General features: G+C 49.9%; 27 protein-coding genes and 3 pseudogenes. 19 read left to right on the top strand and 11 right to left on the bottom strand.

The features are described from left to right. Positions 1–4 precede the first annotated feature (4 nt). The 5 genes from PG722_RS12770 to PG722_RS12750 form a co-directional block, all read right to left on the bottom strand. The gene (locus PG722_RS12770; protein ID WP_270580753.1) at positions 5–382 is read right to left on the bottom strand and encodes a hypothetical protein; all 378 of its coding nucleotides are present in this window, start codon (positions 380–382) and stop codon (positions 5–7) included. Positions 383–694: 312 nt separating this feature from the next. Beyond that, positions 695–1660 (bottom strand): peptide-methionine (R)-S-oxide reductase MsrB, encoded by a 966-nt coding sequence (msrB, locus tag PG722_RS12765; protein WP_442867850.1) that lies wholly within the window; start codon positions 1658–1660, stop codon positions 695–697. Positions 1661–1850: 190 nt separating this feature from the next. Beyond that, a complete protein-coding gene (locus PG722_RS12760) occupies positions 1851–2810 on the bottom strand; it encodes a TlpA disulfide reductase family protein (protein ID WP_270580751.1) in 960 nt (319 codons plus the stop codon). Continuing rightward, positions 2807–3682 carry a 4Fe-4S binding protein gene (locus tag PG722_RS12755; protein WP_270580756.1) on the bottom strand — a complete coding sequence of 292 codons (876 nt, stop codon included), beginning with the start codon at positions 3680–3682 and terminating at the stop codon, positions 2807–2809. The genes PG722_RS12760 and PG722_RS12755 overlap by 4 nt, the downstream gene beginning before the upstream one ends. 25 nt (positions 3683–3707) lie before the next feature. Continuing rightward, positions 3708–3854: a CD1871A family CXXC motif-containing protein gene (locus tag PG722_RS12750; protein ID WP_270580750.1), complete on the bottom strand. Its 147-nt coding sequence runs from the start codon at positions 3852–3854 to the stop codon at positions 3708–3710. A gap of 181 nt (positions 3855–4035) precedes the next feature. Here PG722_RS12750 and PG722_RS12745 point away from each other — a divergent pair. The 4 genes and pseudogenes from PG722_RS12745 to PG722_RS14245 form a co-directional block, all read left to right on the top strand. Next, a pseudogene (locus PG722_RS12745) lies at positions 4036–4434 on the top strand (response regulator transcription factor); the annotation flags it as partial. Next, on the top strand, positions 4431–4658 hold the full coding sequence (locus tag PG722_RS14255; protein WP_442867849.1) for a hypothetical protein: 228 nt from the start codon (positions 4431–4433) through the stop codon (positions 4656–4658). The pseudogene PG722_RS12745 and the gene PG722_RS14255, both read left to right, overlap by 4 nt. 54 nt (positions 4659–4712) lie before the next feature. Then, positions 4713–4880, top strand: a pseudogene (locus PG722_RS14250) (histidine kinase dimerization/phospho-acceptor domain-containing protein); the annotation flags it as partial. A gap of 89 nt (positions 4881–4969) precedes the next feature. Next, on the top strand, positions 4970–5098 hold the full coding sequence (locus tag PG722_RS14245; RefSeq protein ID WP_442867848.1) for a hypothetical protein: 129 nt from the start codon (positions 4970–4972) through the stop codon (positions 5096–5098). A 15-nt stretch (positions 5099–5113) separates the two neighbouring features. On the opposite strand, the gene PG722_RS12735 is transcribed toward PG722_RS14245, so the two are convergent. Then, positions 5114–5491: an ATP-binding cassette domain-containing protein gene (locus tag PG722_RS12735; protein ID WP_270580749.1), complete on the bottom strand. Its 378-nt coding sequence runs from the start codon at positions 5489–5491 to the stop codon at positions 5114–5116. Positions 5492–5667: 176 nt separating this feature from the next. On the opposite strand from PG722_RS12735, the gene PG722_RS12730 reads away from it, so the two are divergent. The 7 genes from PG722_RS12730 (at position 5668) to PG722_RS12700 (ending at position 9101) form a co-directional block, all read left to right on the top strand. Next, positions 5668–6087: a rhodanese-like domain-containing protein gene (locus PG722_RS12730; RefSeq protein WP_270580748.1), complete on the top strand. Its 420-nt coding sequence runs from the start codon at positions 5668–5670 to the stop codon at positions 6085–6087. A gap of 2 nt (positions 6088–6089) precedes the next feature. Beyond that, positions 6090–6506, top strand: a complete 417-nt coding sequence (locus PG722_RS12725) for an RrF2 family transcriptional regulator (protein ID WP_118761891.1) — start codon at positions 6090–6092, stop codon at positions 6504–6506. Between the two features lie 11 nt (positions 6507–6517). Then, on the top strand, positions 6518–6838 hold the full coding sequence (trxA, locus tag PG722_RS12720) for a thioredoxin (RefSeq protein ID WP_270580747.1): 321 nt from the start codon (positions 6518–6520) through the stop codon (positions 6836–6838). A gap of 10 nt (positions 6839–6848) precedes the next feature. Next, on the top strand, positions 6849–7772 hold the full coding sequence (gene trxB, locus PG722_RS12715) for a thioredoxin-disulfide reductase (protein ID WP_270580755.1): 924 nt from the start codon (positions 6849–6851) through the stop codon (positions 7770–7772). Between the two features lie 107 nt (positions 7773–7879). Next, positions 7880–8152, top strand: coding sequence for a hypothetical protein (locus PG722_RS12710; protein ID WP_118480771.1), 273 nt, complete (start codon positions 7880–7882; stop codon positions 8150–8152). Positions 8153–8475: 323 nt separating this feature from the next. Then, a complete protein-coding gene (locus PG722_RS12705; RefSeq protein WP_270580746.1) occupies positions 8476–8841 on the top strand; it encodes a TnpV protein in 366 nt (121 codons plus the stop codon). Beyond that, positions 8838–9101, top strand: coding sequence for a DUF6809 family protein (locus PG722_RS12700; RefSeq protein ID WP_270580745.1), 264 nt, complete (start codon positions 8838–8840; stop codon positions 9099–9101). Before PG722_RS12705 ends, PG722_RS12700 begins: the two co-directional genes overlap by 4 nt. Before the next feature lie 66 nt (positions 9102–9167). On the opposite strand, the gene PG722_RS12695 is transcribed toward PG722_RS12700, so the two are convergent. Next, on the bottom strand, positions 9168–10295 hold the full coding sequence (locus PG722_RS12695; protein WP_270580744.1) for a hypothetical protein: 1128 nt from the start codon (positions 10293–10295) through the stop codon (positions 9168–9170). Positions 10296–10495: 200 nt separating this feature from the next. On the opposite strand from PG722_RS12695, the gene PG722_RS12690 reads away from it, so the two are divergent. The 6 genes from PG722_RS12690 (at position 10496) to PG722_RS12665 (ending at position 18830) form a co-directional block, all read left to right on the top strand. Then, positions 10496–10705 (top strand): helix-turn-helix domain-containing protein, encoded by a 210-nt coding sequence (locus tag PG722_RS12690; protein WP_270580743.1) that lies wholly within the window; start codon positions 10496–10498, stop codon positions 10703–10705. 2 nt (positions 10706–10707) lie between these two features. Continuing rightward, the gene (locus tag PG722_RS12685; protein ID WP_270580742.1) at positions 10708–12759 is read left to right on the top strand and encodes an N-6 DNA methylase; all 2052 of its coding nucleotides are present in this window, start codon (positions 10708–10710) and stop codon (positions 12757–12759) included. Continuing rightward, positions 12756–13937, top strand: a complete 1182-nt coding sequence (locus PG722_RS12680) for a restriction endonuclease subunit S (protein WP_270580754.1) — start codon at positions 12756–12758, stop codon at positions 13935–13937. Before PG722_RS12685 ends, PG722_RS12680 begins: the two co-directional genes overlap by 4 nt. Before the next feature lie 765 nt (positions 13938–14702). Then, on the top strand, positions 14703–15101 hold the full coding sequence (locus PG722_RS12675) for a plasmid mobilization protein (RefSeq protein WP_270580741.1): 399 nt from the start codon (positions 14703–14705) through the stop codon (positions 15099–15101). Then, entirely contained in the window at positions 15073–16653 is a 1581-nt protein-coding gene (locus tag PG722_RS12670) for a relaxase/mobilization nuclease domain-containing protein (RefSeq protein ID WP_270580740.1), read from the top strand. Before PG722_RS12675 ends, PG722_RS12670 begins: the two co-directional genes overlap by 29 nt. A gap of 83 nt (positions 16654–16736) precedes the next feature. Continuing rightward, a complete protein-coding gene (locus PG722_RS12665; RefSeq protein ID WP_270580739.1) occupies positions 16737–18830 on the top strand; it encodes a recombinase family protein in 2094 nt (697 codons plus the stop codon). A 369-nt stretch (positions 18831–19199) separates the two neighbouring features. Here PG722_RS12665 and PG722_RS12660 read toward each other — a convergent pair whose 3' ends face one another. From PG722_RS12660 to PG722_RS12645, 4 genes and pseudogenes are all read right to left on the bottom strand, one after another. Continuing rightward, the gene (locus PG722_RS12660; RefSeq protein ID WP_270580738.1) at positions 19200–20117 is read right to left on the bottom strand and encodes a DUF4300 family protein; all 918 of its coding nucleotides are present in this window, start codon (positions 20115–20117) and stop codon (positions 19200–19202) included. Between the two features lie 270 nt (positions 20118–20387). After that, positions 20388–21986 (bottom strand): hydroxylamine reductase, encoded by a 1599-nt coding sequence (hcp, locus tag PG722_RS12655; RefSeq protein WP_270580737.1) that lies wholly within the window; start codon positions 21984–21986, stop codon positions 20388–20390. 49 nt (positions 21987–22035) lie between these two features. Continuing rightward, positions 22036–22146, bottom strand: a pseudogene (locus PG722_RS12650) (rubredoxin); the annotation flags it as partial. A gap of 78 nt (positions 22147–22224) precedes the next feature. Beyond that, the gene (locus tag PG722_RS12645; RefSeq protein WP_270580736.1) at positions 22225–22938 is read right to left on the bottom strand and encodes an ATP-binding protein; all 714 of its coding nucleotides are present in this window, start codon (positions 22936–22938) and stop codon (positions 22225–22227) included. An 84-nt stretch (positions 22939–23022) separates the two neighbouring features. Between PG722_RS12645 and PG722_RS12640 the strand changes: the two genes are divergently transcribed. Together PG722_RS12640 and PG722_RS12635 are read left to right on the top strand one after the other, a co-directional pair. Continuing rightward, complete coding sequence (locus PG722_RS12640; protein WP_270580735.1) at positions 23023–23718, top strand: Crp/Fnr family transcriptional regulator; 696 nt, start codon at positions 23023–23025, stop codon at positions 23716–23718. Between the two features lie 404 nt (positions 23719–24122). Beyond that, the gene (locus tag PG722_RS12635; protein ID WP_270580734.1) at positions 24123–24911 is read left to right on the top strand and encodes a CPBP family intramembrane glutamic endopeptidase; all 789 of its coding nucleotides are present in this window, start codon (positions 24123–24125) and stop codon (positions 24909–24911) included. Positions 24912–25158 lie beyond the last annotated feature (247 nt).

The following is a 25158-nucleotide window of genomic DNA, read 5'->3' as shown; positions in this document are numbered from 1 at the left end:
AATGCTACGCTGTCGTGAATATTTCCTGGCGTAACTGTACACCTAAAATAAAGTTGTGTTTGTCACAAGCGGTGTGCGCTTCATAGGCAAAGACTTTCTTGTGTTCGCCCTTGTGGAATACGCCGCATTCCGGGTCTGTAGTAGAAACAGTCTTTTCTACCATTTCCGATTCACCGGAGTTATCTCCACTGCCAGAATCATTCCCGTTGTTGTTTTCGTCGAAGGGCTTCTTTCCGTGCGCTTCTCTGTCCTTGTCTATCTCATCAAACAATTCGTGTGCATAGCGCTTTGCTTCTTTGGGTACAGCTTTGCGGGCCTGCTTGTTCAGATTTGCACTTGCCTTTATGTGCGTACCGTCTACAAATATGGCTTCTGTGTCCAAATATCCCTCGTCCGCAGCTGCCTTTAATACCCATTCGTTAGCACGTTTATCACTCGTACTTATTATACCATTTTTTGAACCATTTTACCAGAAAAAGGCCACCCGTAGGTGACCTTTTTCGACAGGCTGTATATCCTTATCGCTCGGCATTTTTAGGCCAATCAGGTTGAAGGTTTTGTTTCCAGATGGCATAAGATCAACATTGAGAGTGCCGGAAAATCCATTCACAGCATATCGGACTGCCCGGCGGCAGTCCGATATGCTGTGATGTGCTGATGGTACTTTGCATAAGAATTGTCGACCGCTTGCATCCTATTTTTCAAACAGATGCAGCAGATATCCGTAGCCCTCGGCCTCCATTTTTTCATAGGGGACGAAGCGCAGAGCCGCACTGTTGATGCAGTAGCGCACGCCATTGGGGGACTCCGGATCGCCGGTGAACACGTGGCCGAGGTGGGAGTTTCCGGCGCGGCTTCTGACCTCCGTGCGGCGCCTGCCGTGGCTCAGGTCCTCCAGTTCCACCACGGCAGGCTCTTCAATGGGCTTTGTGAAAGCCGGCCAGCCGCAGCCGCTTTCGTACTTATCCGTGGAGGAAAAGAGCGGCTCGCCGGTGACGACATCCACATAGATGCCCTTTTCAAACTTGTCCCAGAACTCGCCCGTGAAGGCACGCTCCGTGCCGCTCTCCTGCGTAACACGGTACTGCTCCGCCGTCAGCTTGTCCCGGATGGACTCCGCCGCGGGCTTCTGATAGTCGCCCGGGTCGATGCGCAGCCGTGAAAAAAGCTCCATCTCCTCGCGTGGGATGTGGCAGTAGCCGTCCGGATTCTTTTCGAGGTAGTTCTGGTGATATTCCTCGGCGGGATAGTAGTTTTTGAGCGGGCCGATCTCCACGAAGAATTTCTCGCTGCGGCCGCGCTCGATCTCCGCGATGCGCTTCACCGTTTCTCTCGCGCTTTCGTTGGTGAAGTAGACACCGGTCTGGTACTGGCTGCCCCGGTCGTTGCCCTGCCGGTTTTGTACCGTGGGGTCGATGACATAGAAGTACGCCATCAGCAGCGCGTCGAGGCTCACCTGCTCGGGGTCGTATTCCACCCGCACGGTCTCCCGAAAGCCGGTCTCTCCCTTGCAGACGGTCTTGTAATCGGCGTCCGCCTCGCAGGTGCCGTTGGCGTAGCCGCTCTCGGCGTCGATGACGCCAGGGATGGACTGCATCAGCTGTTCCATGCCCCAGAAGCAGCCGCCCGCCAGATAGATGACATTGTCTGTGGTATCCATATAGGTGATCTCCTCGTCAGACCGGTCAAAAGCCGGGCCGTCCATGTTTGCTTCCTGTCCGCTCTTTTCCTTCGGCACAGTCTGCTTCCCGGCGGCGCAGCCGCCTAGCAGCAGCACTGCGGTGAGCAGAAGCGGCAATACTCTCCGATACATGGTGTATCCCTCCTTTCTGAGAAGATAAACTCGTTTGTCAGCCCATATCGGCGGCAAGAGCCTGGTCGATGAGTTTTTGCAGCGTCTCCGACTGCTTCTTTTCCGTGATGGCGCCTACGATGGGTTCACCCACGATGTTGCCGCTGCGGTCGACCACATAGGTGGTGGGATAGGCAAAGATGTTGGTGGTAAACTTTCCCGCCTCACCGTCGGAGTCAAAATACACATTCTGATAGGTGGCGCCCTTCTTGGCAAGCACATCCTTCGCCTCGGCAATGGCCTTCTCGTCGCCGTCCAGCGTGAAGGTGTTGACGCCGATGAGGGAGCCGCCCTTCTCCGCCAGTTCCTTGTTCAGCGCGTCCAGCTCGCCAAGCTCACCCACGCAGGGATTGCAGGTGGTGAACCAGAAATTCACCACGGTGACGGCGTTGGCGGAGAACAGCTCGTCGCTCTTCACCGTGTTGCCATCCAGGTCCTTGCCATCAAAGACGGGGAATTTCTGCATACTGCCATCGTCGGGAGGGTTGCTCGTGTCGCTGCCCGCAGGCATGCTCATATCGCCGTCCATGGATTTCTGCATGATATCGGGATACTTCTCTTCCAACTCGGTCAGCTTGTTTTCAATATTGCTGATCTCCGTGGCTGACTCCTTCAGCCACTCATACTCCTCATCGCTGAACTCTTCCTTGGCGTCCTCGATGGTCTTGAGCAGGAAGTCGCCGTAGTTTTTGCCGTCCTCCTGCATGGTCATGCCCTTATCGGCCGCCATGAACACCTTCTCCCAGAGCTCGGTTTTTTCCGACAGGAGCGCGTTCTCCTGTGCCATGAGTTCCTTGTGCATGGCGAGCGCTTCCCCGGCATTTTTCGCTTCGCCAGTCATGGCAGAGCCGTTGCCGCTCATGTCGCCCATCTTGTCATTGTTCTTCGTACCGCAGGCCGCCAAGGCCAGCAACATCAGCACGGCAAAAGCCAGTGTAAAAATTCTCTTTCTGTTCATTTTGATTCCTCCATCGTTATTTTCTTTGTTGTTTCTTTCCCATTGCCGAAGCCGTAGCGGAAGCTCACGGCGTTCGTCGGGCAGGCGCGGATGCACATCCCGCAGCGGATGCACTCGGTATGGTTGGACGTTTTCGTCACATCCACATCCATCTTGCAGGCTCTGGCGCATTTCCCGCAGGAGACGCACTTATTCTTATCCACCTTCATCTGGAAGAGGGACACCCGGTTGAACAGCGCGTAGAATGCGCCAAGCGGGCAGAGCCACTTGCAGAACGGTCGGTAGAACAGTACACTCAGCGCAATCACCGACAGCAGGATGCTGAATTTCCATGTAAACAGCTTGCCCAGCGCCGCCCGGATGCCGGAATTGGCAAGGGACAGCGGAATGGCTCCCTCCAGCACGCCTTGGGGGCAGAGGTATTTGCAGAAGAACGGGTCTCCCATGCCAACATCATTCACAAGGAACGCCGGCAGGAGAATGACCATCACCAGCAGGACAGCGTATTTCAGGTATGTCAGGGGCCTGAGCTTCTTTGTGGAGAGCTTCTTTGTCGGGATTTTATGCAGCAGCTCCTGAAACCAGCCGAAGGGGCATAGAAAGCCGCAGATAAAGCGTCCCAGCAGGACTCCCAGCAAAATGAGAAAGCCTGTGATATAGTAGGAGAAGCTGAACTTGGACGAGCCCACCACCGCCTGAAACGCCCCGATGGGACAGGCTCCGGAGGCCGCCGGACAGGAGTAGCAGTTCAGCCCCGGCACGCAGACGGTCTTCCCTGCCCCCTGATACAGTCTGCCCTTGAGGAAATTCGGCAGATGCAGGTTGGTCAGCAGCGTCGCCCCCGCCTGAATCCAGCCCCGGAAGCGGGACATGGTCTGTGAAACGCCTGAAAACTTTTTACCCAATGCCCACACACTCCAGACATAATTGGATTGCTTTGCTCAGCACTGTCGCCGCCTCGCCCCGCCAGACACCAAAGCACAGCATGACGGCTCCGGCCATCAGCAGCACGATCTGCGCCGCGGCCTTTTTCCCGCAGCTCATTTTTCATCACCCTTTCCGATTTTCTACCCCCATTATAGCGCGGGAGAGTTAAAGTCTCTGTTAAGAACGAACACTTAAGGCAACTCTTATCTGTTTTTTCTATAAGGAAAGCAACACAAAAACGAAGTAATAAAAAGTAGGGCTCTCATGCACCTTTTAGTAATTGAAGATGAACGCGCCCGGGGCGAACGACTATCTGGCGAAGCCCATCCACTTGGCGGAGCTGGAGGTCCGCATCCGCAGCCTGACATTGCGGCAGTTCACCCAGCAGGATGTGCCGCTAAGCTGCGGAGGCCTGACCTTTGACACCCGCTCCCGTACCGCCGCCGTCAACGGGCAGACGCTGACGCTGACTCGCAAGGAAACGGGAATCCTGGGATACCTGATGGTGCATCAAGGAAGTCCAGTAAGTCAGGAGGAGCTGATGGATCACGTTTGGGACAATAGCGTGGACAGCTTCAGCAATTCCATTCGCGTCCACATCTCCGCCCTGCGCAAAAAGCTCCGCGCCGTGCTGGGCTATGACCCCATCCGCAACCGCATCGGCGAGGGCTATCTGATGGGAGGCGAGGAAGCATGAAGCGTCTTTCCCTGCAGTGGCGCATCACGCCGATGTCCGTCCTGCTCATCGTCGTCGATGGGGTGCAGGGGCGCTTCCGCACCACCAACTGGTACATCACGGCGGCGATAACGCTGCTCAGCGGCATCCTCGCCTATTTCGTCAGCGGACGCGCTCTCAAGCTCCTGCGCAGCTTTCCCTCGCAGGTGGAGCAGGTGCAGCTGAACAATCTTACCAATATGTAGATCGATGAAGACGCTATTTCGGAGTTCCGGCAGCTAAGCCGCTCGTTCAACCAAATGCTGGAGCGGCTGAACAACGCCTTTTCCGCCCAGCGGCAGTTCACCGGCAACGCCGCCCACAAGCTGCGCACGCCACTGGCACTAATGCAGGCACAGTTGGAGCTGTTTTCCGCGGAGCATCCCGATGTGCGACCGGAGACTGCGGAGTTTCTCACCCTCCTGCGCGAGCAGACGGAGCGGCTGACGCAGATGACCAGGACGCTGCTGGAGATGAGCAATCTGCGGCAGGCGGCGCGGGACTGGGGCTTTCTCTGGTGTGGGAGATCGCCGATCTCCACGGCAGTTCCGTTTGGGTGGAGGAAAGCTCGGACAAGGGCACGACCATCGCGGTCGAGCTGCCGGCAAGGACAGAAAGCGATCCCTCCGGCGCGGATATCCCATAGCGACTCTTGGCGGTTTCATGATGATCGTTTTTCAACCTCCGCAACATTATCGCAGCAGCTTTCGATCAGTTTCCTGTCGTGGGTAATCACAAGAATGGTTCTGCCGTTCCGCGCTTCGCTTTTCAGCCTTTCCGCGATCAGGCGCATATTCTGCCCGTCAAGGCCGCTGGTGGGCTCATCAAGAATCAATATCCTGCGGCCGGAAAAGATGGCGCAGGCGATGGCAAGGCGCTGCTTCTGCCCGCCGGACAGGGCGGACGGATGCGCATCCCTGTACTCGTAAAGCCAAAACTCTTTGAGCTGGTTCCTTGCATGGCTCTTGTTTTCTTCCGTCAATCCGGTATTCAGCAGCAGCTCCTCTTCCACGCTTGCCGTGAAGAACTGCGTTGACATGTCGTTGCCGCAGTAATAGATTTCCCTGCACCGGACTGCCGATCTTGCTTTTTCCCGTCTATCAGGATATGTTTTGTCATTTTTTGCGAGTAACTCTTGACAGCCCAAACTGTGTCTGATATAGTTACAGTATAAACTGTTATCAAAACAGATACAGTTATTTCGGAGGTGAATCTATGCGTCAGATATTACTTTTTGCGGCACTTGCCGCTTTGCTGGCACTGCTGGCTGGCTGCACGCTGTCCAAAACAAAAAAGGATACGGAGGACGTGGCAGAGAAGGCGGCGTATCATAAAATCAGCGCCGAGGAAGCCTATGAGATGATGGCCTCGCAGGAGGTCGTGGTGGTGGACGTTCGCACCCGAGAGGAATACGACGGCGGGCATATTGAAAACGCCGTCCTTGTGCCCAACGAGAGCATCGGGAGCGAAATGCCCGAGGCGCTGCCCGACAAGGAAGCCACGCTGCTGATCTACTGCCGCAGCGGCCGCCGCAGCAAGGATGCCGCGGAAAAACTGCTATCGCTGGGCTATCAGAACGTCTACGACTTCGGAGGCGTCATCGACTGGCCCTACGAGCTTGTGAAGGAGGGATAATTGTGAACAGCTCCTTTAATCTGGCAGTCCACGCGCTGGTCTGCCTGAGCCACAGCGGACGCTCTCTCAGCAGCGAAGCGCTGGCGGAGAACATCTGCACCAACCCCACCCGCGTCCGCCGGGTGCTGGCGGGGCTGAAAAAGGCAGGAATGGTGGAGACCCGGGAGGGCTTGGATGGCGGCTACCGCCTGACGGCAGACCCGGCGACGCTGACACTGCGGCAAGTGGCGGAGGCGGTAAATACCCGCTTTGTGGACTGTGCGTGGCACAGCGGCGACATCGACCGGGACTGCGCCATCTGCTCCGGCATGGCGGGCGTCATGGACACGCTGTATCGGAACATGAACGAGGAATGCGCCGCCTATCTCTCGCACATTACGATCACAGATATTGAAACACAGCTTTTTACACAGAAATAGGAGGATATACGATGCTTACCATTACGACCAACAGCTTTGAAAACGACGTTCTCCGCGCGGACAAGCCCGTGCTGGTGGATTTCTGGGCGCAGTGGTGCCCCTACTGCCGCCGCATTGCTCCAGCCTTTGACAAGGTGGGTGAGCAGTATGCCGACACGCTTATCTCCGGCAAGATCAACTACGACGAGGAGCCGCAGCTCATCGAGCGCTTCGGCATCGACACCATCCCCACGCTGATGCTCTTCAAGGACGGCGAGGTTCTCGGCTCTGTTGTTGCTCCCGCCTCCAAGGCGGCCATTGAGGCGTTTATCAAGGAAACGCTGGCGCAGTGAGGACACGATTATGGAGCAGATCTATGATATGATCGTCATCGGCGGAGGCCCCGCCGGATACACCGCCGCCCTGTATGCCGCCCGTGCCGGACTTTCCACGCTGGTGCTGGAAAAGCTCTCCGCCGGCGGGCAGATGGCACTGACGGAGCAGATCGATAACTACCCCGGCTTTGAGGACGGCATCGACGGCTTTACGCTGGGCGAAAAAATGCAGCAAAGCGCGGAGCGCTTCGGCGCGGTGACGGAGCTGGCAGAGGTGTACAAAGCAAGCCTTTCCGGGGAGATCAAGACGCTGGAAACCAGCGAGGGCGTCTTTCAGGGCCGAACGGTGGTCATCGCCACCGGCGCGTCGCCCCGTCCCCTGGGCGTTCCCGGCGAGGATACGCTTATCGGCAAAGGCGTCCACTACTGCGCCGCCTGCGACGGCGCGCCCTATCGGGGCAAGACCGTGGCGGTGGTGGGCGGCGGCAACTCCGCCGCGGCGGACGCTCTCGCCCTGTCCCGCATTGCAAAGAAGGTCTATCTCATCCACCGCCGGGACAGCCTGCGGGCGACGAAGGTCTATCATGAGCCGCTGATGAACGCGCCCAACGTGGAATTCCGCTGGAACAGCACCGTTTCCGCGCTGCTGCACGAAAGCCGCCTGACGGGGCTTCGGCTAAAAGACGTCAACACCGGCGCGGAGCAGGAGCTTGCCTGTGACGGCGTGTTCGTCAGCGTGGGACGCGCTCCGGCCACGGAGCTGTTCCGAAATGAGCTGGCGCTGGACAAGTCCGGCTATATCGTGGCAGACGAATCCACCCGCACGAATCTTCTCGGCGTGTTTGCCGTGGGCGACGTGCGCACCAAGGCGCTGCGGCAGGTGGTCACCGCCGTATCAGACGGCGCGGTGGCTGTCCACTACGCGGAGGAATATCTGGCGGAGAATCGGTAAAGGGCTGCAAACGATCCTCTCAACGGCAGTTCCTGTCCGTAAGCGATACGATTGTGAGCCTTTCCTCAAAAGAGCGCAGGGCATGTTAGATTAAGGAGATCATATATATGTGGCTGTTTTTCGGAATTTCTGCGATCATTTTTACAGGATTCAATCTGATTTACTCTTTTAAAAACAAGAATGAAAAATGGTTTAGATTCGCAGCCTTATCTTTCACTGCCTTGACCGTATGTTCGTTTTATTCAGACGGAGCGATGCGTGTGCTAAATGAAGATTGGGGAGGCTTGATGGATATCATGCCAACCATGAGCAAGGCTCTGTGGGTGTGTGTAGGGATATCCATTCTATTAAACTCTGTTTCACTCTTTAGAGAAAAATAACCACATTTCTATCTCAAGGATACCATCCCCGGCTGCACACGGCAGGTCTGTGCCTTTGCCGTAGCCTATGTGGAATTTAAAAAACTGAATGCCAATGCTTTATGATAAAGAAGCAGACTTAAAATGACAGCTTCGCACTGTTCCAACAGAGCAAAGGAGTGCCCCAATGGTAGTTTCCAATAAGACAGTACGAGAACATTACTGACATAGGGTAGCTGCCGTACAGGAGTGCGACAAGAAAAATTGGCGATACTTGGTTTTTATAACCAGATATCGCCTTTTTCTATCTTTAACAGAATGTTTGAATCTTATTGGAGGTACATATGATGCAGGAACTGAACTATATTCGTTGCGGTGATTACTATATTCCCGATATTCGCTTACCGAAGGAAACCAGACCTATTGGTCGTTGGGGGCGTATGCACAGAGATTATATCAAGGAGCACAACCTCATCCGCTTCAATGATCTGTGTCTTAGCGGTGAAGTGTGGACTTATCTGGCTGATTTGAACGAGCAGGCACAGAGCCGCCTTGAACTTATCATCGAGCAGATGAAGGCATCTGAGGGCGTGACAGAGGGCATGAAGCAGCACAATCAGATGACATGGGTTAGAGCTATGAACAGCATACGCAGCCGAGCTGAGGAAATCGTCCTTCGTGAAATGATCTACGAGGAGGATGCCGTATGAGAATCCTTGAAGAATTTTGGTACGGCAACATCGAGCCAACCGAGTATGACACATCCTCTTGCAAAGAATACAAGAAACTGTTGGAGCTGATTTGCAGGAATGAAGAAAAACTCCAAGCAACCATGACAGACGAACAGAAAGATTTATTCGAGAAGTACGCAGACTGTGTGCGAGAATATCAAACCATCACGGATTGTCTAATCTTCCAGAACAGCTTTAAGCTGGGCGCACGAATGATGTTAGAGGTCATGGAAGAATAACCGAATATTGCAAGCGGGACTTGCGCTCCAATGGGGTGCAAGTCCCGCTTTAATTCTACACTTATTTTAGAGAGTAGGAATCGTCCAATCACGGTGCCAATTGGCAAACAAGTACTTATCAAATTCAAAGAACTGCGTTTCGGTGTACGGGAAGAAGTGGTTTTTCGTTCCTACATTGTTTATGTAAGGAGTCGATAAAGCTCTAAGCTCATATGTTTTATAGAGTTGGCAAGGCAGTAATTGTTTGAACAAGGCAAAATTGAATGATGTGCCTACTTCTAAGTGTTGGCATATCTCAGAGAGACTTTCTTCTCCATTATATTTTGCAAACAAAACTAAATTTACACCAACATTGCAGGCGAGCAATTCACTTGGTATTTGTTTTGAGTAATAGGTTATACCATCCAGTTTTCTTCTCTTGCAGGCAAGCATAAGCATCTGTGGCAAGATGTACTCAGACTTAAAATTACGATTTGTTTCCTCAACTTTATACGAAGTACAAAGAGTCAGTACAAAAAGTTTCAAGAGACTAATAACATAATTCTCATTTTCTGACTCACTCAAAGTATTTTCACTTTCGTTAAATGCATATAAGGTGCTTATCGAAACAGTCAAGTTTAATACTTTTTGGGTATTATCCAAAAGAATAGGTGCGACATTGAAACGATGATCCGCTGGACATCCCATCTCCACCCAACAAGCGTAAGATGAATTGCCCAAATACAAACAAGGCAATCCCGGTATACTAAATCGTTCACTTTTGACAATGTGACGCTTGTTGAAAGGAATATGCAGCATATCTTCTGACGAGAACTCAACAACATTCTCAGACAATCTTGCTCGGAAAAACTGTACCTCAGAATAATCTGGTCCCCCGCCAGGGAACGCAATACTACTGTTAATATCCGTAATTGCCGGAGCTGCATCATTAAACTCATCAAGCATTTCGTTCACGATAAGTTGTGCATCAACCAGATCTCCCTGATAGTACAGAATGATAGATGAAATAATCTTTTTACGGTATTCTTTAACGGCAAGGACAATTTTATCGGAAGCTCCGCATCTTTCTAATTCAAAAACAAGGTCAGCAAGTTTTTCGACTATTCCAGGGTAATATTCATTATCTCTTTTAACAACAAGCGGCATTGCAAATTTCTGAAAATCAATTTTCTCTATCCAAGGATAAATGCTCATAATCTTCCTTCTTTCTATTCGCAAACGCAGTATACATACTGAAAGTACGTCAATAACGCAGAATATCATTTATAAATTACCCAATGAGTGATTTTATTATAGCATATATGTGAAGCATTCAACAACTACTAATGTATCATTTTGTTGATTTCCTCACGATTTCGTGATACAATAATTTTCAATGTAAGGAGGGAATCGCTATGGCTGTATCCTACAAAAAATTATTTCACCTGCTAATCGACAAAGGTATGACGAATGCCGAGCTGATGGAGAAAGCGGGGTTTAGTGCCAATATCATTACCCGTATCAAGCGTGACAATTATATTTCGCTTGATAGCATTGAGAAGATTTGCAAAACTCTAAATTGCGGAGTTGATGATATCTTAGAATTTACAGATGAGGAGAAATAACGATGGCATCAAAAGCAACTGTTAAGTCGGTAGAGCCGAATATCGCCGATTTAGTGAATGGATGGCTCAAATCATATAAAGTGGATTACAAATTGGAGCAGGAGTCCTTGAACACAGAAATCGACCAAGCCTTGAATGATTATTTTTCCAAGAATGGCGGCAAGGGTGGCAATCGACCTGATGCGAAGCTACTGCTGCGAGCCGATGATGGGAAATACTATCCGATTTTGATTGAATACAAAGGATACAAAGATAAGCTTGTAAAGCTGGATACTGAAGGAAATGTTGCAAACAGAAACGCAAAGAACCAACCTGATTATACAAATATCAACTCTTATGCGGTAAACGGTGCAGTTCACTATTCTAATGCAGTTCTGCACTACACAAGTTATACTGATGTTATTGCCATTGGTGTTACGGGCTATAAGGATGCGAGCGGAAATCTTAAGCATTTAATCGGCGTTTACTATGTTGCCAAGAGCAATTTTGGTGTTGGTCAAAAGGTAGATGAATATACCGATCTCTCCTTCTTGAAAAAAGAGCACTTCTCTGCATTTATCGAGAAGGTTAAACAATTATCGCTCCCCCAGGAAGAAATTGAAAAACTAAAGGAACGCAGAGAACAGGAAATTACTGCAAGCCTTGTTAAGCTGAATAATGATATTTTCAAAAGCGAAAAGGGTCTGAGTGAGAATGACCGTGTTTATCTTGTTGTTGCTTCTATTATGGCTACCCTTGGCGATGTGGAAAACAATGTATATCCGCTTGCCAAGGCTGATTTGAAGTCGTCCAACGAAAGAAATAATACAGACGGCGATATTATGATTCGCAAAATCGAGTCCTTCCTGGATGCCAAAAAGCTCCCCAAAGATAAGAAAGACCTGATTGTGCGAACTCTGCAAAATACGCTGACTATCGACAACATCAACAGAGCGGAAGATGGCGAAAGCCAGTTGAAACGAGTCTTTATCAAGATCGTCGATGACCTTGGCGTTTACTACAAAATAGGCTTAAACACAGATTTTACCGGAAAGCTATTCAATGAAATGTATTCATGGCTTGGCTTTACGCAGGATCAGCTCAACGATGTGGTTTTAACACCGCCCTATGTTGCGACACTTCTGTGCCGCCTCGCAAGAGTAAACAAGGACTCTTTTGTTTGGGACTTTGCCACTGGCTCGGCGGGTCTGCTGGTAGCCGCCATGAATGAAATGTTGGCTGATGCCAAGAAGATAATTAAGTCGCCCGAAAAATTGGCACGCAAGTCAGCGGAAATTAAAGCAAACCAGTTATTGGGTCTGGAAATTCTGTCCAATGTTTATATGCTTGCTGTCCTCAACATGATTATGATGGGCGACGGTAGCTCCAATATTTTGAACAAGGACTCTTTGAAATTTGACGGTCATTATGGCTTTGGCAAAACTGATGAGAAGTTCCCGGCGGATGCATTTATTTTGAATCCGCCTTACTCTGCGGAGGGTAATGGAATGATTTTTGTGGAGAAAGCTCTTTCCATGATGGAAAAGGGATATGCTGCCATTATCATTCAAAATTCCGCAGGCTCCGGCAAAGCAGCGGAATACAATAAGCGTATTTTGGAGCACAGCACACTTCTTGCAAGCATCAAAATGCCAATAGATTTGTTTATCGGAAAATCCAGTGTGTTGACTAACATATATGTATTCCGTGTTGGAGAGGCTCACCAAAAGGATGATGTTGTAAAATTCATTGATTTTTCTAACGATGGATATACCCGCTCCGATCGCAAAAAGGCAAGCAAAAACTTATTTGATACAGACAGGGCAAAAGAACGCTATCAGGAAGTTGTTGATTTGGTTCGTTTCGGAAAAACGAAGCTCAGTATTCTTACAGAAAAAGAATACTACGAGGGGCATATTGATCCAGATAACGGAAGTGACTGGAATCAAACCGCTCCGATCGACACAAAACCAACTTTGGATGATTTCAAAAAGACAGTAAGTGATTATCTCGCTTGGGAAGTATCAACACTTCTGAAAAATCAGCCTGCGGAGGATGACCGCCTGGGAAAATAGAAGCCTCACTTAATGAAAAATTACAAGCGGTTAAGTGGGGCGAATATACGCTTGGAGATTTGTTTAAAATTGAAAACACCTTGAGTTTCAATACAGATAAACTTGTTTCGGGAAAAGAATACGATTATGTAACAAGAACCTCATTAAACCAAGGAATTCTTCAAACTACAGATTTTGTGAACGAAGAGAACATAAATCCTGCTGGCACTTGGAGTTTAGGATTATTACAGATGGATTTCTTTTATCGAAAAAAACCTTGGTACGCTGGGCAGTTTGTTAGAAAAATCACACCTAAAATTGCGATAAGAGAATCTTCAATCTTGTTTTTCTCCACGTTGTTGAATAAACAAAAGCCAAGATTCTTATCGGTTCTTGTTCGTGATGTTGATAAAGTTTTCCTATCCACAAAAATACAATTGCCTACTCATAATGGTGAAATCGACTTTGACTTTATGGAATCGTTTGTAGCTGAGCTGGAAGCTCAGCGGGTAGCTGAGCTGGAAGCTCAGCGGGTAGCTGAGCTATCCGCTTACTTGACAGTAAGCGGATACGACAATTATGAATTGTCGGCTGAAGAGCTTAACGCTCTTCAAAGATTTACTGAGCTCGACGATGATAATTGGGGTACATATACCGTAGGTAATCTTTTTGAAAAAATAGCAACAAAAAAATTACCGTACAAGGCGAAGGAATTACCCAAGCAGCCCACTGATGATTATGTTCTTCCTTGTCTCACATCAAGTTTCCGAAATCAAGGATTGAACTATTATGCACCCAAAGCCGGAGCAACTGTCTTGAACAATGTGATTTCTATTCCTTCTAATAGTGATGTCTACAGAGCATATTATCAGACAAGAGATTTTACTGTTTTATCCGATGCTTATGCTATTCGCTGGAAATCCGGAAAAGTTGAACTCTCCCCGAATCAATATCTGTTCATGGTCATGTGCATTAACAAAGTAACCGACCTTCCTATTTATTCCTACAAGAACAAGCTTGGTGGCTGGAATGTTGTAAAAAATAAAGATATTAAATTGCCCGAAAAAGATGGCAAAATTGATTTTACGTTTATGGAGATTTTCATATCTGCCATCAAGAAACTGGCAATCAAGGAAGTTGTACTTTATAGTGATCGAAAGATCGCAGCAACAAAAGAATTGGTTTCAAAAAACAATTAACTGAATAGCTAAGCCAAAGGCGATCAACCGTAAAAAGTTGGTCGCCTTGTTTCATTACTACATAGCAAAGCCGAGCGCCCATGTCAACGGTCGAGATGAACGGGCTTCGCCCGACGTTGACAAGTTCTCCCGTCTCCGCTGTATGGTAATCAAGGGGGCGACAGCAAAAAGTGCTGCCGCCCCTGTTCATAAAAAAGTTGCAATTACGATACCAAACATCTCCTGTGCAAATATTGACAATCGGTGTCGCTATTTGTATAATGATGTCGTGGAAGTTTGTCCACACATAAAAACTGAATAAGAATGTTCAAACACATTTTGTGAAAGTCGGATTTGTCCGACACGGTATCGGTACACCGGAAGTGCCGAACTGCTCCACCATGCCTTTGGTTCTGCCGGCGGGAGCTGTACAAAGCAGAACTCGACTTTGATTTTTCAGAGCCGATTACATAGAACATCACTTTGAAGCGAGAGCTATGCTCCCGCCGATTTCTGATGTTTTGTGTAATCGGCTCTTTTTGTTTTGTCATTTTTCCAAAACACCGTTCAGTGCCAAATGCGTAAACCTGAAAAATCGGCGAAAACGAAAAGGCTGGGTAGCGTAGAGCAAGATTCTACCATGGGTCCAAATTTCGCCTATCGCTCAATTTGCCCCTCATGGAATCTTGTTGGGGAGTGCCTTCCCCAAACCCTGCATCTGTTCTGCTTTCGCAGAAGCGACGGCATCCGCCGACCAACCATTTTCACAAATGAAGGAGGAACCGAATGACCAAAACCTACAACACACCGAAACGTACACACATCGTAAAAACCCGTCTGGACGATGAAGAACACGCCGACTTTCTCCGCCGCTTGGAGATTTACGATATGAACCAATCGGAGTTCATCCGTGAAGCCATCTCCGGCGCAACCATCAAACCGACCATCGTGGCAACATTGGTCAGTGATGATCTGTTGGCTGCTGTCGGCAAGCTAATTGCTGAGTACGGCAGAATCGGTAATAACCTAAATCAGATTGCCCGACACCTCAATGAATGGCACAGTCCCTATCCCGCCATGGCAAAGGAATTGCAAAATGCCGTCGCTGATCTCGCCATTCTGAAATTTGAAGTGATGAAAAAGGTAGGTGATGCTGTTGGCAACGTTCAAGCATATAAGCTCTAAAAATGCCGATTACTCTGCCGCCGAAGCCTATCTCACTTTTGAGCATGATGAGTTCACCATGAAGCCTACTCTGGATGAAAACGGCAGACTCATTCCAAGACAGGATTACCGCATTTCAACACTGAATTGCGGTGACGAAGATTTTGCGATTGCTTGTCTCCGTGCAAATCTCCGCTACGGCAAAAATCAAAAAAGGGAAGATGTCAAAAGCCATCACTATATCATCAGCTTCGACCCGAAGGATGTTCCTGACCACGGACTGACCGTTGACCGAGCGCAGCAGTTAGGCGAGGAATATTGTAAAAATCATTTTCCCGGACACCAAGCGATTGTCTGTACCCATCCCGACGGGCACAACGGCAGCGGCAATGTTCATGTACACATCGTTATCAATTCTCTGCGAATTATGGAAGTTCCATTCATGCCGTATATGGATAGACCGTGCGACACCCAACCGGGCATGAAGCACCGATGCACCAACGCAGCTATGGAATACTTCCGTTCTGAGGTCATGGAGATGTGCCACGATGCAGGTCTGTATCAGATTGATCTGCTGAATGGAAGTAAGACAAGAGTGACCGAGCGTGAGTATTGGGCGAAGAAGAAAGGACAACTTGCACTGGATGAAGAAAACGCTGTCCTTGTCGAACAAGGCTTGCCGGTCAAACAGACAAAGTTTGAAACCGACAAGGACAAGCTCCGTGAAGAAATCCGCATGGCACTCTCCGATGCTGTCAGCTTTGAGGACTTTGCAGAAAAACTTCTCCGCCGTGGCATCACCGTCAAGGAAAGCCGAGGGAGATTGTCCTACCTCACACCAGACCGCACAAAGCCTATCACGGCACGAAAGCTGGGCGACGATTTTGATAAAGCTACTGTGCTCGCCGTCTTTGACAGAAATGCAAAACAGGTCAGAACGAAAACGCCTCCCATTCATTCTGCACCGACCATGCAAGATTTTATCAAACAGCAAAACTCTGTAAGCCGTATGGTGGATATGGATGTCGCCAAGGAAAAAGGTAAGGGTTATGAGCATTGGGCAAAGAAACACAATCTCAAAAACGCAAGCCGAGCCTATCTGTTGTACAAGGAAATGGGATTTGATTCTCCCGAAGCATTGGCTGCTGCTTGCGATGTCGCCCATGAGAAGCTGAGTGATATTCGCACAGAGATGAAATCTGTGGAAGCCGCAATCGCAGAAAAGAAAGAGTTCCGTAATTATGTGCTGAACTATCACAAGACTCGATATGTAATCGACGAACTGAAAGCCTGCAAGAATGAAAAAGCTCGTCAGAAATATCGTGACGAGCATGACAGCGACTTCATCATTCTGCACGCTGCCAAACGCTACTTTGATTCCAAAGGCTTGAAGAAGCTACCGAGCCACAAGGCGTTGCAGACGGAAGTGGAGCAGCTTATCAAAGAGAAAAACGAGCTTTACAACCAGTACCAGACCGCTAAGGAAGAAACACAGCGTCTTGATGCCATTCGTCATAATTTGGAGCAGACCCTTGGCAGAAAGATTGAACACAAGAAGGAACAGAAAAGATAATTCTTTCCCTTCGATTCCATTCCTATCTGGTGAGTGGACGTTTTGTCCACTCACCACGAGCAAAGCAAAGAAAGGATTTTTATATGAACAAAAATAAGAAGGCAATTGACATGACACCCGAAGAACTGAACGAGTGGCTGGCATCCTTGCCCGCACCGCAGGATGATGCACTTTGTACGCACTTCTCCGATCCCGATCCCTATTTCAAAATGGAGCATACATCCCGTGAGCAGAGCGAGAACCGCTTGTTTAACAAGGATGGGCATCTTACCGTTCGTAATTACTGTGCGGCAGAGTTGCCGAAGATCACCATGACCATCCGCTCCGGTCAGACTACTTACCGTTTCAGCGGAAGTTACGACGGTACAAGAAGTCTTTCCAGTAAGTTACTCGACCACATGGCAAAAGAAAATTTAAAATGCTCAAAAAATATTCTAATGAAAGGGTGGATTTATTCACGAATGTGTGATATGATATATACAAGCAATCCTGTATTGGCAGACTGCCCGCCGATTAAGGAGGAACAAGATATGAATAGGCAGTCTGACAAAATTACTGCGATCTACTGTAGACTCAGTCGTGATGATGAACTCACAGGAGAGAGCAACAGCATTGTCAATCAAAAGGCGATTCTCAAGAAATACGCAAAAGAACAAGGTTTCCGAAACATCCAGTTTTTCGTGGACGATGGTTACTCCGGTGCTAACTTCAACCGCCCAGATTGGAACCGCATGATTGAACTGGTAAAGGACGACAAGATCGGCGTTATCATTGCAAAGGATATGAGCCGTATCGGAAGAAACTATCTGGAAGTCGGTCTTTACACGGAAATGCTTTTTCCAGAACATGATGTCCGTTTCATCGCCGTAAACAGCGGTGTGGACAGCGCCAATCAGCAGGACAACGATTTTACTCCGTTCTTGAATATCATCAATGAGTTCTATGTCAAGGACAGCAGTAAAAAAGTCAAAGCGGTTATGAAGCAGAAAGGTGAATCTGGTGAGTATTTGACTACTAACCCGCCCTACGGCTACATGAAAGACCCCGACAATCCAAAGAGACATTGGATTGTGGATGATGAAGCCGCAGCCGTTGTCCGTCAGATCTTCGCTTGGTGCATGGAGGGCTTCGGTCCCTCTCAGATCGCCAAGAAGCTGAAAGAGGCAAAAGTGGATTGTCCGACAGTTCATTGGATGAAGATGGGACGAAATGCTCCTGCAAAGACACCTGATAACCCTTACGATTGGGCACCACGCACCATCACCGGCATACTGGAAAAGCGGGAATACCTTGGTCATATGGTTAACTTCAAAACCCGCAAGCAATCGTACAAGAGCAAAAAGAAACTCGAAAACCCTCCCGATCAATGGAAGATTTTCGAGAATACCCATGAAGCCATTATTGACGAAGAAACCTTCGCTCGTGTGCAGGAACTTCGCAAGAACAAACGCAGACCCGCCAGAACAGGCAAGACCAATATGTTCTCCGGTCTCGTTCGCTGTGCCGATTGTGGTGAGAAATTGTACTACTGCACCAGCAACAGTTTTGAAACCAGACAAGATCACTTCGTGTGCTCCACTTCTCGTAAAAAGGGCAAGGAGGTCTGCGACACTCACTTCATCCGAGCCGTGGTGCTGGAAGAAGGTACACTCCAACACATGAGGTTGGTGATACGGTGTGTTGCCGATTATGAAGATACGTTCCGCAGAGCGTTGGGTGCAAAGAGAAGCGAGGAAGCAAAGAAAGAACTTTCTGCCAAGAAGCGAATCCTGCAGAAATCCGAAAACCGTCTGGCTGAATTGGACAGATTGTTCAAGCGTATTTATGAGGACATGGTCAACGGGAAACTGTCCGAAGCTCGTTTTCAGATGTTAGCTGATGATTATGAGCAGGAGCAGGCAGACCTGAGAGTCAAGATTGAAATGCTTGAAAACGAAATACAGAATCAAGAAGATCAAGCGGAGAATGTTGATAGGTTTATTCGACAGGCAAAAAAATACCTGTACTTGGAGAAGCTGACCCCCACAATTCTGAACGATATGGTCAATGCCGTATATGTTCATGCACCGGACAAGTCCAGCGGACACCGAGTGCAGGATGTGACGATCAGCTACAACTATATCGGCATACTCCCCGCCAATTTACTCTATGACGTTATGAACGGAAAAGCGGCATGATTACTCATGCCGCCTTCCCGAAAACATTATTGTACTGTTTTATTGGACCGCCCCGAATGGGCACTCCTTTTTCATAGCTTTACGCCTTATTCAGCAAGATTTGTAATAAGAATATACTGAAATAGTTAAGCAGATTCCAGAAAAGAGAGAAATAAGCGTTCCGGCATGATTCTTCTAAAGACTTCATGTATAGTTTAGCAGAAACAGGGCCGTTGCGGCAAGCAACGCAAATTAACATTCTATGATTTGAAGTCACTTTGCAGCGTTGATGTGCTTTATCTGGTTTTCTCCACAGCTTCAGCGGAGGATAATATAAGAAATCCCCGACTCTGGTCGGGGATTTCTTATATTGGCAGCAATACGCAGTCCTTAGCCGTGCGCGGAGCTTCTGTTATCCGGGTTTGGACGCCAGCCGTCCATGAGCTTGTCGTTCTCCATGATAAAGGGACTCGCTGTATCCTGTCCCCATGAGGTGTCATATTTCCCCATAAGGTAATCGCTCAGTGCCGTTCGGTCGGCAAAGCGCAGCATCCGGTACGGCTCCTGAAAGGCAACCTTTTCTACAAAGTACAGCGTCCCGTCCTCTGCCGTCAAAAGAACGCCAACATGCCCGACAAACAGCAGAGATTCCTCCTCGGTCGGCTTATCGTGGAAGAATACCGTGATGAGACGGATTCTTTCATTCTCCCGAAAGGCAACGCCGCGGGAAGCCCATTCCTCTTGTACGGTTTGCACATGACGCTTGATCTCCGTGGTATCATCCGCCTTCATGGAGGAATACAGTGCGCGGAAATCTGCAAGGCTGCTTCCGCCCAACGCAGAGGGATCTGTTTTCAGCGTCTCCTCGTCCACAAACAGCACATCTTCACTGGAATTGATTTGAGAGTCTGCGCTCACAGAGAGGAAATCCCCAAACAGGTTCATGGCGGTGATCCGGCAGTTATAGCCCGGAAACGTCCCGTTCTTCGCCGTCCATTCGTCCTGCATGGTATAAGGGTCGTATTTCGTATACAGCAGCTCCGCTTCCTCAAAGCCATCCGTAAGCCATTCCTGCTTCACGATGTCATTAAAGTGATCCACACGGCGGAAAAAGCCCTGAATACGCCCATCTGACACGCCTGCGTCGGAGAGCAGCTCCTGCAAAAGCTCCCTCGAACCACTGTCGTTCAGGTTCGTGTATTCAATTTTTTCCAATGCCGGACGCTGCTCGGCTGCGCCGCAGCCTGCAAGTACGGCGGCAATAAGCACAACACATATAATAAAAGTGATTTTCCATCGTGATCTCATAGTTCTAATCTGTCCTTTCTTTGGCGATCGCTCGATTTGCTAAGGTTATTATAGCACCGGATCATAAAACCTATGTTAAGATATACAAAGTGTTGCGGCTTTTGCAGCAAGCAACTTTCCTCACATCTCCAGGTGTTCTGCCATGAGAAGCATTATCTGGTGCAGGCGGTGTGTAGGAGTATCGAAGCAAAGAGCCAAAAAACGCTCATGATTGCTTTCAATAAAGTGCGGCTGCGGAGATGTTCCTCTCCGCAGCCGCATTACGGTTTGTCAGCGCTTCAGCAGCACCTTCAGATCCTCTTCCGGCGTAGTGATGGGAGCAATACCGAAATTCTCTACAAGGTAGTTCAGCACATTGGGCGAGACGAACGCCGGCAGCGTGGGGCCAAGGCGGATATTCTTAATGCCCAGATACAGCAGCGTCAGCAGGATACACACTGCCTTCTGCTCATACCACGAGAGCACCAGAGACAGGGGCAGGTCGTTGACCCCGCAGCCAAAGGCATCCGCCAAGGCCAGCGCGATTTTGACAGCACCGTAAGCGTCGTTGCACTGGCCTACATCCATGAGGCGAGGCAGGCCGCCAATGGTTCCGAGATCAAGGTCATTGAAGCGGAATTTGCCGCAGGCCAGCGTCAGCACCACAGTGTCGGCGGGCGTCTGCTTGACAAACTCAGTATAGTAGTTCCGTCCGGGGCGGGCTCCGTCACAGCCGCCTACCAGGAAAAAGTGCCGGATAGCGCCGCTCTTTACCGCATCGATCACCTGATCCGCCACACCAAGCACCGCGCCGTGTCCGAAACCGGTCATGACCGTGCCGCCGCCGTTGATGCCGGTGAACGGCTTGTCCTCGTGGTAGCCGCCAAGCTCCAATGCTTTTTCGATGACAGGGGTGAAGTCCTTATCCTCGCCGATGTGCGTCATTTCCGGGTAGGATACCACCGCTGTGGTGAACACGCGGTCGGCGTAGCTTGCTTTCGGCGGCATCAGGCAGTTGGTGGTAAACAGCACCGGTGCAGGGATGTCGGCAAATTCTCTTTGCTGATTCTGCCACGCCGTGCCGAAGTTGCCCTTGAGGTGGGCATATTTTTTCAGTTCAGGATAGCCGTGGGCAGGCAGCATTTCGCCATGGGTGTAGATGTTGATGCCTTTACCTTCGGTCTGCTCCAGCAGCAGCTTCAGGTCGTGGAGGTCGTGGCCTGTGATGACGATGAACGGCCCCTTCTCCACCGTCAGCGGGACAGTGGCAGGCGCGGGCGTACCGTAGCTTTCGGTGTTGGCCTTATCCAGCAACGCCATACACTTGAGGTTTTTCTCGCCCACCTCCATGACGATGGGCAGCAGCGCATCCATGCCCCAGTCCTCGCCCACAGCAAAGAGTGCCTTGGCGAAAAAGCGGTTTACTTCCTCGTCGGCATAGCCCAGTACCATGGCGTGATGGGCATACGCCGACATACCACGCACACCGAAAAGGATGAGAGATTTGAGGCTGCGAATATCCTCCTGCGCGTTCCAGAGCAAATTCATATCATAATCATCATTCCGCCCACAGCGAGAGCCGCAGCCAGAGCAGTTTGGTGCCAGTCGTTCCCTTTCCGCGTGCACCTGTTCGATCAACTCGCGAATGGTCTTTTCGTTGAAGTTCACATTAGTGACGGTGGTGAACAGTCCCTCGATCATCAGCCGCCATGTATCGGCATTGACCGGTGTATCGCCGTCCGTGGCTCTTGCCAGCCCAATAAGCGCGCCCGTCAGCTCGTCCTGAAGTTCCGCTACATCGGCGGTCTTACCGCAGACACCAGCCTTACCGGTACAGCCGGTACAACCCGCTGTCTGCTCACACTGAAAGCAAAACATTTTATGATCCATTATCGTTTTCCTCCTATTTCGGTTCAAATTATGTCCTTTTATCAGAAGCTCACGCCTCCTCGAAGAACTCCTTGCCCACATTGCACAGGTGGCACTCAAAATCCTCCGGCACCTCGCTCCAAGGCGTTCCGGGGGCGATGCCGCCCTCTGGATAACCTGCGCTCTCGTCATATTATCAACCGCAAAGACTGCATATATACTTCATTGTGCTTCTTCCTTCCTTTTTCTAATGATTTTGTTATTCTTCCACCAGCCGGCCGTCCACTGTCACGGTAACCACCTGCCACGGAATGAACTTCCCACTCTGCCGGAGCGCCTTTTTCGCCGCCAGTTCCAGCCCGCCGCAGCAGGGTACCTCCATGCGCACGACGGTGACGCTTTTGATGTCATTCTCCCGAATGATCTCCGTCAGCTTTTCGGAATAGTCCACGCCGTCCAGCTTGGGGCAGCCCACGAGGGTGATGTGCCCCTTGATAAACCGCTCATGAAAGGCGGCGTAGGCGTAAGCGGTGCAGTCGGCGGCAATGAGCAGCCGCGCGCCGTCAAAATACGGGGCATTCACCGGCACCAGTTTGATCTGCACCGGCCACTGGGAAAGGCGGCTCATCTGCTGGGCTTGCGGCGTTTCCACGGCGGGCGCGTCCTGACGCTGAATATTCCGGGACTGGCTGCCGGGGCAGCCGCAGGGCAGGGTCATGCCCTCTTTCCGCATTTTCCGCTGCTTATTTTCCATGACGGCCTGCTCGTCATAGGCCGCCGCCTCCCGCTCTACGAAGGTGATGGCCCCGGTTGGGCAAGTAGGCAGGCAGTCCCCCAGCCCGTCACAGTAATCGTCCCGCATCAGCCGCGCCTTGCCGTCCACCATGGCGATGGCGCCCTCGTGGCAGGCTGCGGCGCAGGCGCCGCAGCCGTTGCATTTATCTTGATCAATTTCAATGATTCTCCGTTTCATCGCAAGACCCCCTTGCTTTTGTGGTTTGATTATAATAGAATTAAATCAACAAGTCGGTTGAATTTTCAACGAAAGAGGATTTTTATGAAAGAATTTTTCCCGGTACTTCATACGGCGGCACTTTTCTCCGGCATTTCTGACGAGGAGCTTGCCGCCATGCTCTCCTGCCTTGACGCAAGGCTCGACACCTTTCCCAAAGGCTCCCGCCTGCTCCGCGCCGGAGACGCGGTGGATGAAGTGGGGCTTGTGCTGGCAGGCAGCGCCCTCATCGTGCAGGAGGATATCTGGGGAAACCGCAACATCCTTTCCAAGACCGGGCCGGGGCAGACCTTTGCGGAGGTGTTCGCCTGTGCGCCGGGGGCGGTGCTGAATGTGAGCGTGGAGGCGGAGAGCACGGTGACGGTGATGTTTCTGCATATAAGACGCGTTTTGAGCGTGTGCCCCTCCGCCTGCTCCCACCATAGCCGGATCATCCGCAACCTGCTGGGCGAACTGGCAGAGAAGAACCTGCGGCTCAACGAAAAGCTCACCCACATGGGCCAGCGCACAACGCGGGCAAAGCTGATGTCCTATTTTTCCGCCGAGGCGCAGCGCCGGGGTGGCTATGAATTCGACATTCCATTCTCCCGCCAGCAGCTTGCGGATTATCTCGGCGTGGAGCGCAGCGGGCTGTCGCTGGAGCTTGGAAAAATGCGGGATGAGGGCCTGCTTGACTTTCATAAAAGCCATTTTCTTCTCAAAACGCCGGATGCGGACAGACTCCTTCCTTCTATGCGTTAAGGAGTCCCGATTTCGGGTGTATCGGAAAGTGCGGATACACCGGGCCGCCACGGAGCGTTGGGCTTTTGCAGGCTATGGTCTGCAGAGATTGGCAGGACAGCGTCAGCTCGTACAATCTGATTTGATCATACCCACAGCCGCTTTGGCTGTGGGTATTTTCTGTTTGAACTCTAAAAGCTTTGCAGAACGCAAGGAGCCTAATGCCAAATTCAGCATGTCACCAACTATGAGGAAAACATCTTTTAGAGGAAGGTCAAAAGGTTCGACAGGGAAGATGAACAGTGTCCTTTTGCGATGCCGCTTCCGAAAGGTTGCGGCTTCGCCCCTTAACGAAGACTTTAAGTTAAATCTGTTATACTGCTGCAGTCCCCTCAAAAATACAGACAGGAGAAAAAATTGACCGTATGATGAAAAAAAGATATCTCGCTATTCCCATTCTTGCAATCGCACTACATTTTTTGCTATCCAATCTATTATATTTCCTTGTGGAAAGGCTCGTTTTGGATATTTTTCATATCCCCCCGCAGCAATTTATGAAACACTCATATTGGGGCGAGATTTTGATCTACGCTGTTCTTATCCTCGTATTCTTTACGCTCTATAAACTGCTTTGGAGGAAAGAGATAAGCGAACCGCGCACAGCGACAAATTTTAAAGATGTGCTTGGCAGTCTGGTCGTGGGATTTGGCATTTGCGGGATCTCCGGTCTTTGGATCATGCTGGCAGAACAGCTTCCCTCGCTGCAGAAAAGCGTTGAGGCAATAAACGCCGGTGCTGAAAATATTGCCGGCGGAAATGCATTTGGAACATTTATGATTGCGGTGATTGCTGCACCTGTTGTAGAAGAAATTCTATTCCGCGGCATTGTGCTTCGCTCCATGCGGAAATTCATCCCCGTTTGGGCCGCGATTCTAATATCATCTGTACTCTTCGGCGTTTATCACCTGAATATCGTGCAGGCTGCCTATGCCACCTTCATGGGTATTGCCGCAGGAATCCTTTACGAGAAGAAAAAGAACCTGCTGTTTCCCATCCTCGTGCATTTCGCAAACAACCTCATTACTATGCTGCAGGGCTTTGCGCCATCCGAAGTGAATGAACTGATCAGCATTTTTATTCTGATTATGATTGCTCCGGCAGGGTATGTCATCTGCCGTTCACTCAGACAGGGCAAAAGAGCAGATAGCATGTAAGGTTTTTATACAATGTATAAAGCATACAGCGGCACAGAGCAACTCTCTGTGCCGCTCAGCCTGTAGAAAAAGTCTGTCCTAGCGATCACGCCAAGGCAGGCTTTTTCGTTTGAAAAGGAAAAAATAGCAGCCAAGAAAAATAATCGGCCGGAAAAATCCTTCTCCTCCTCTTCCCCGGAGAAGGATTTTTCCGTTTCCATTTCCAAGTGGCTAGTTTTTTCAAATTCATGGCAGCAAATTTAAGCTT

This window comes from Butyricicoccus sp. OF27-2pH9A (genome assembly GCF_027693185.1).
GTDB lineage: Bacteria > Bacillota > Clostridia > Oscillospirales > Butyricicoccaceae > Agathobaculum > Agathobaculum butyriciproducens.
This window is presented reverse-complemented; position numbering and strand designations above follow the sequence as displayed.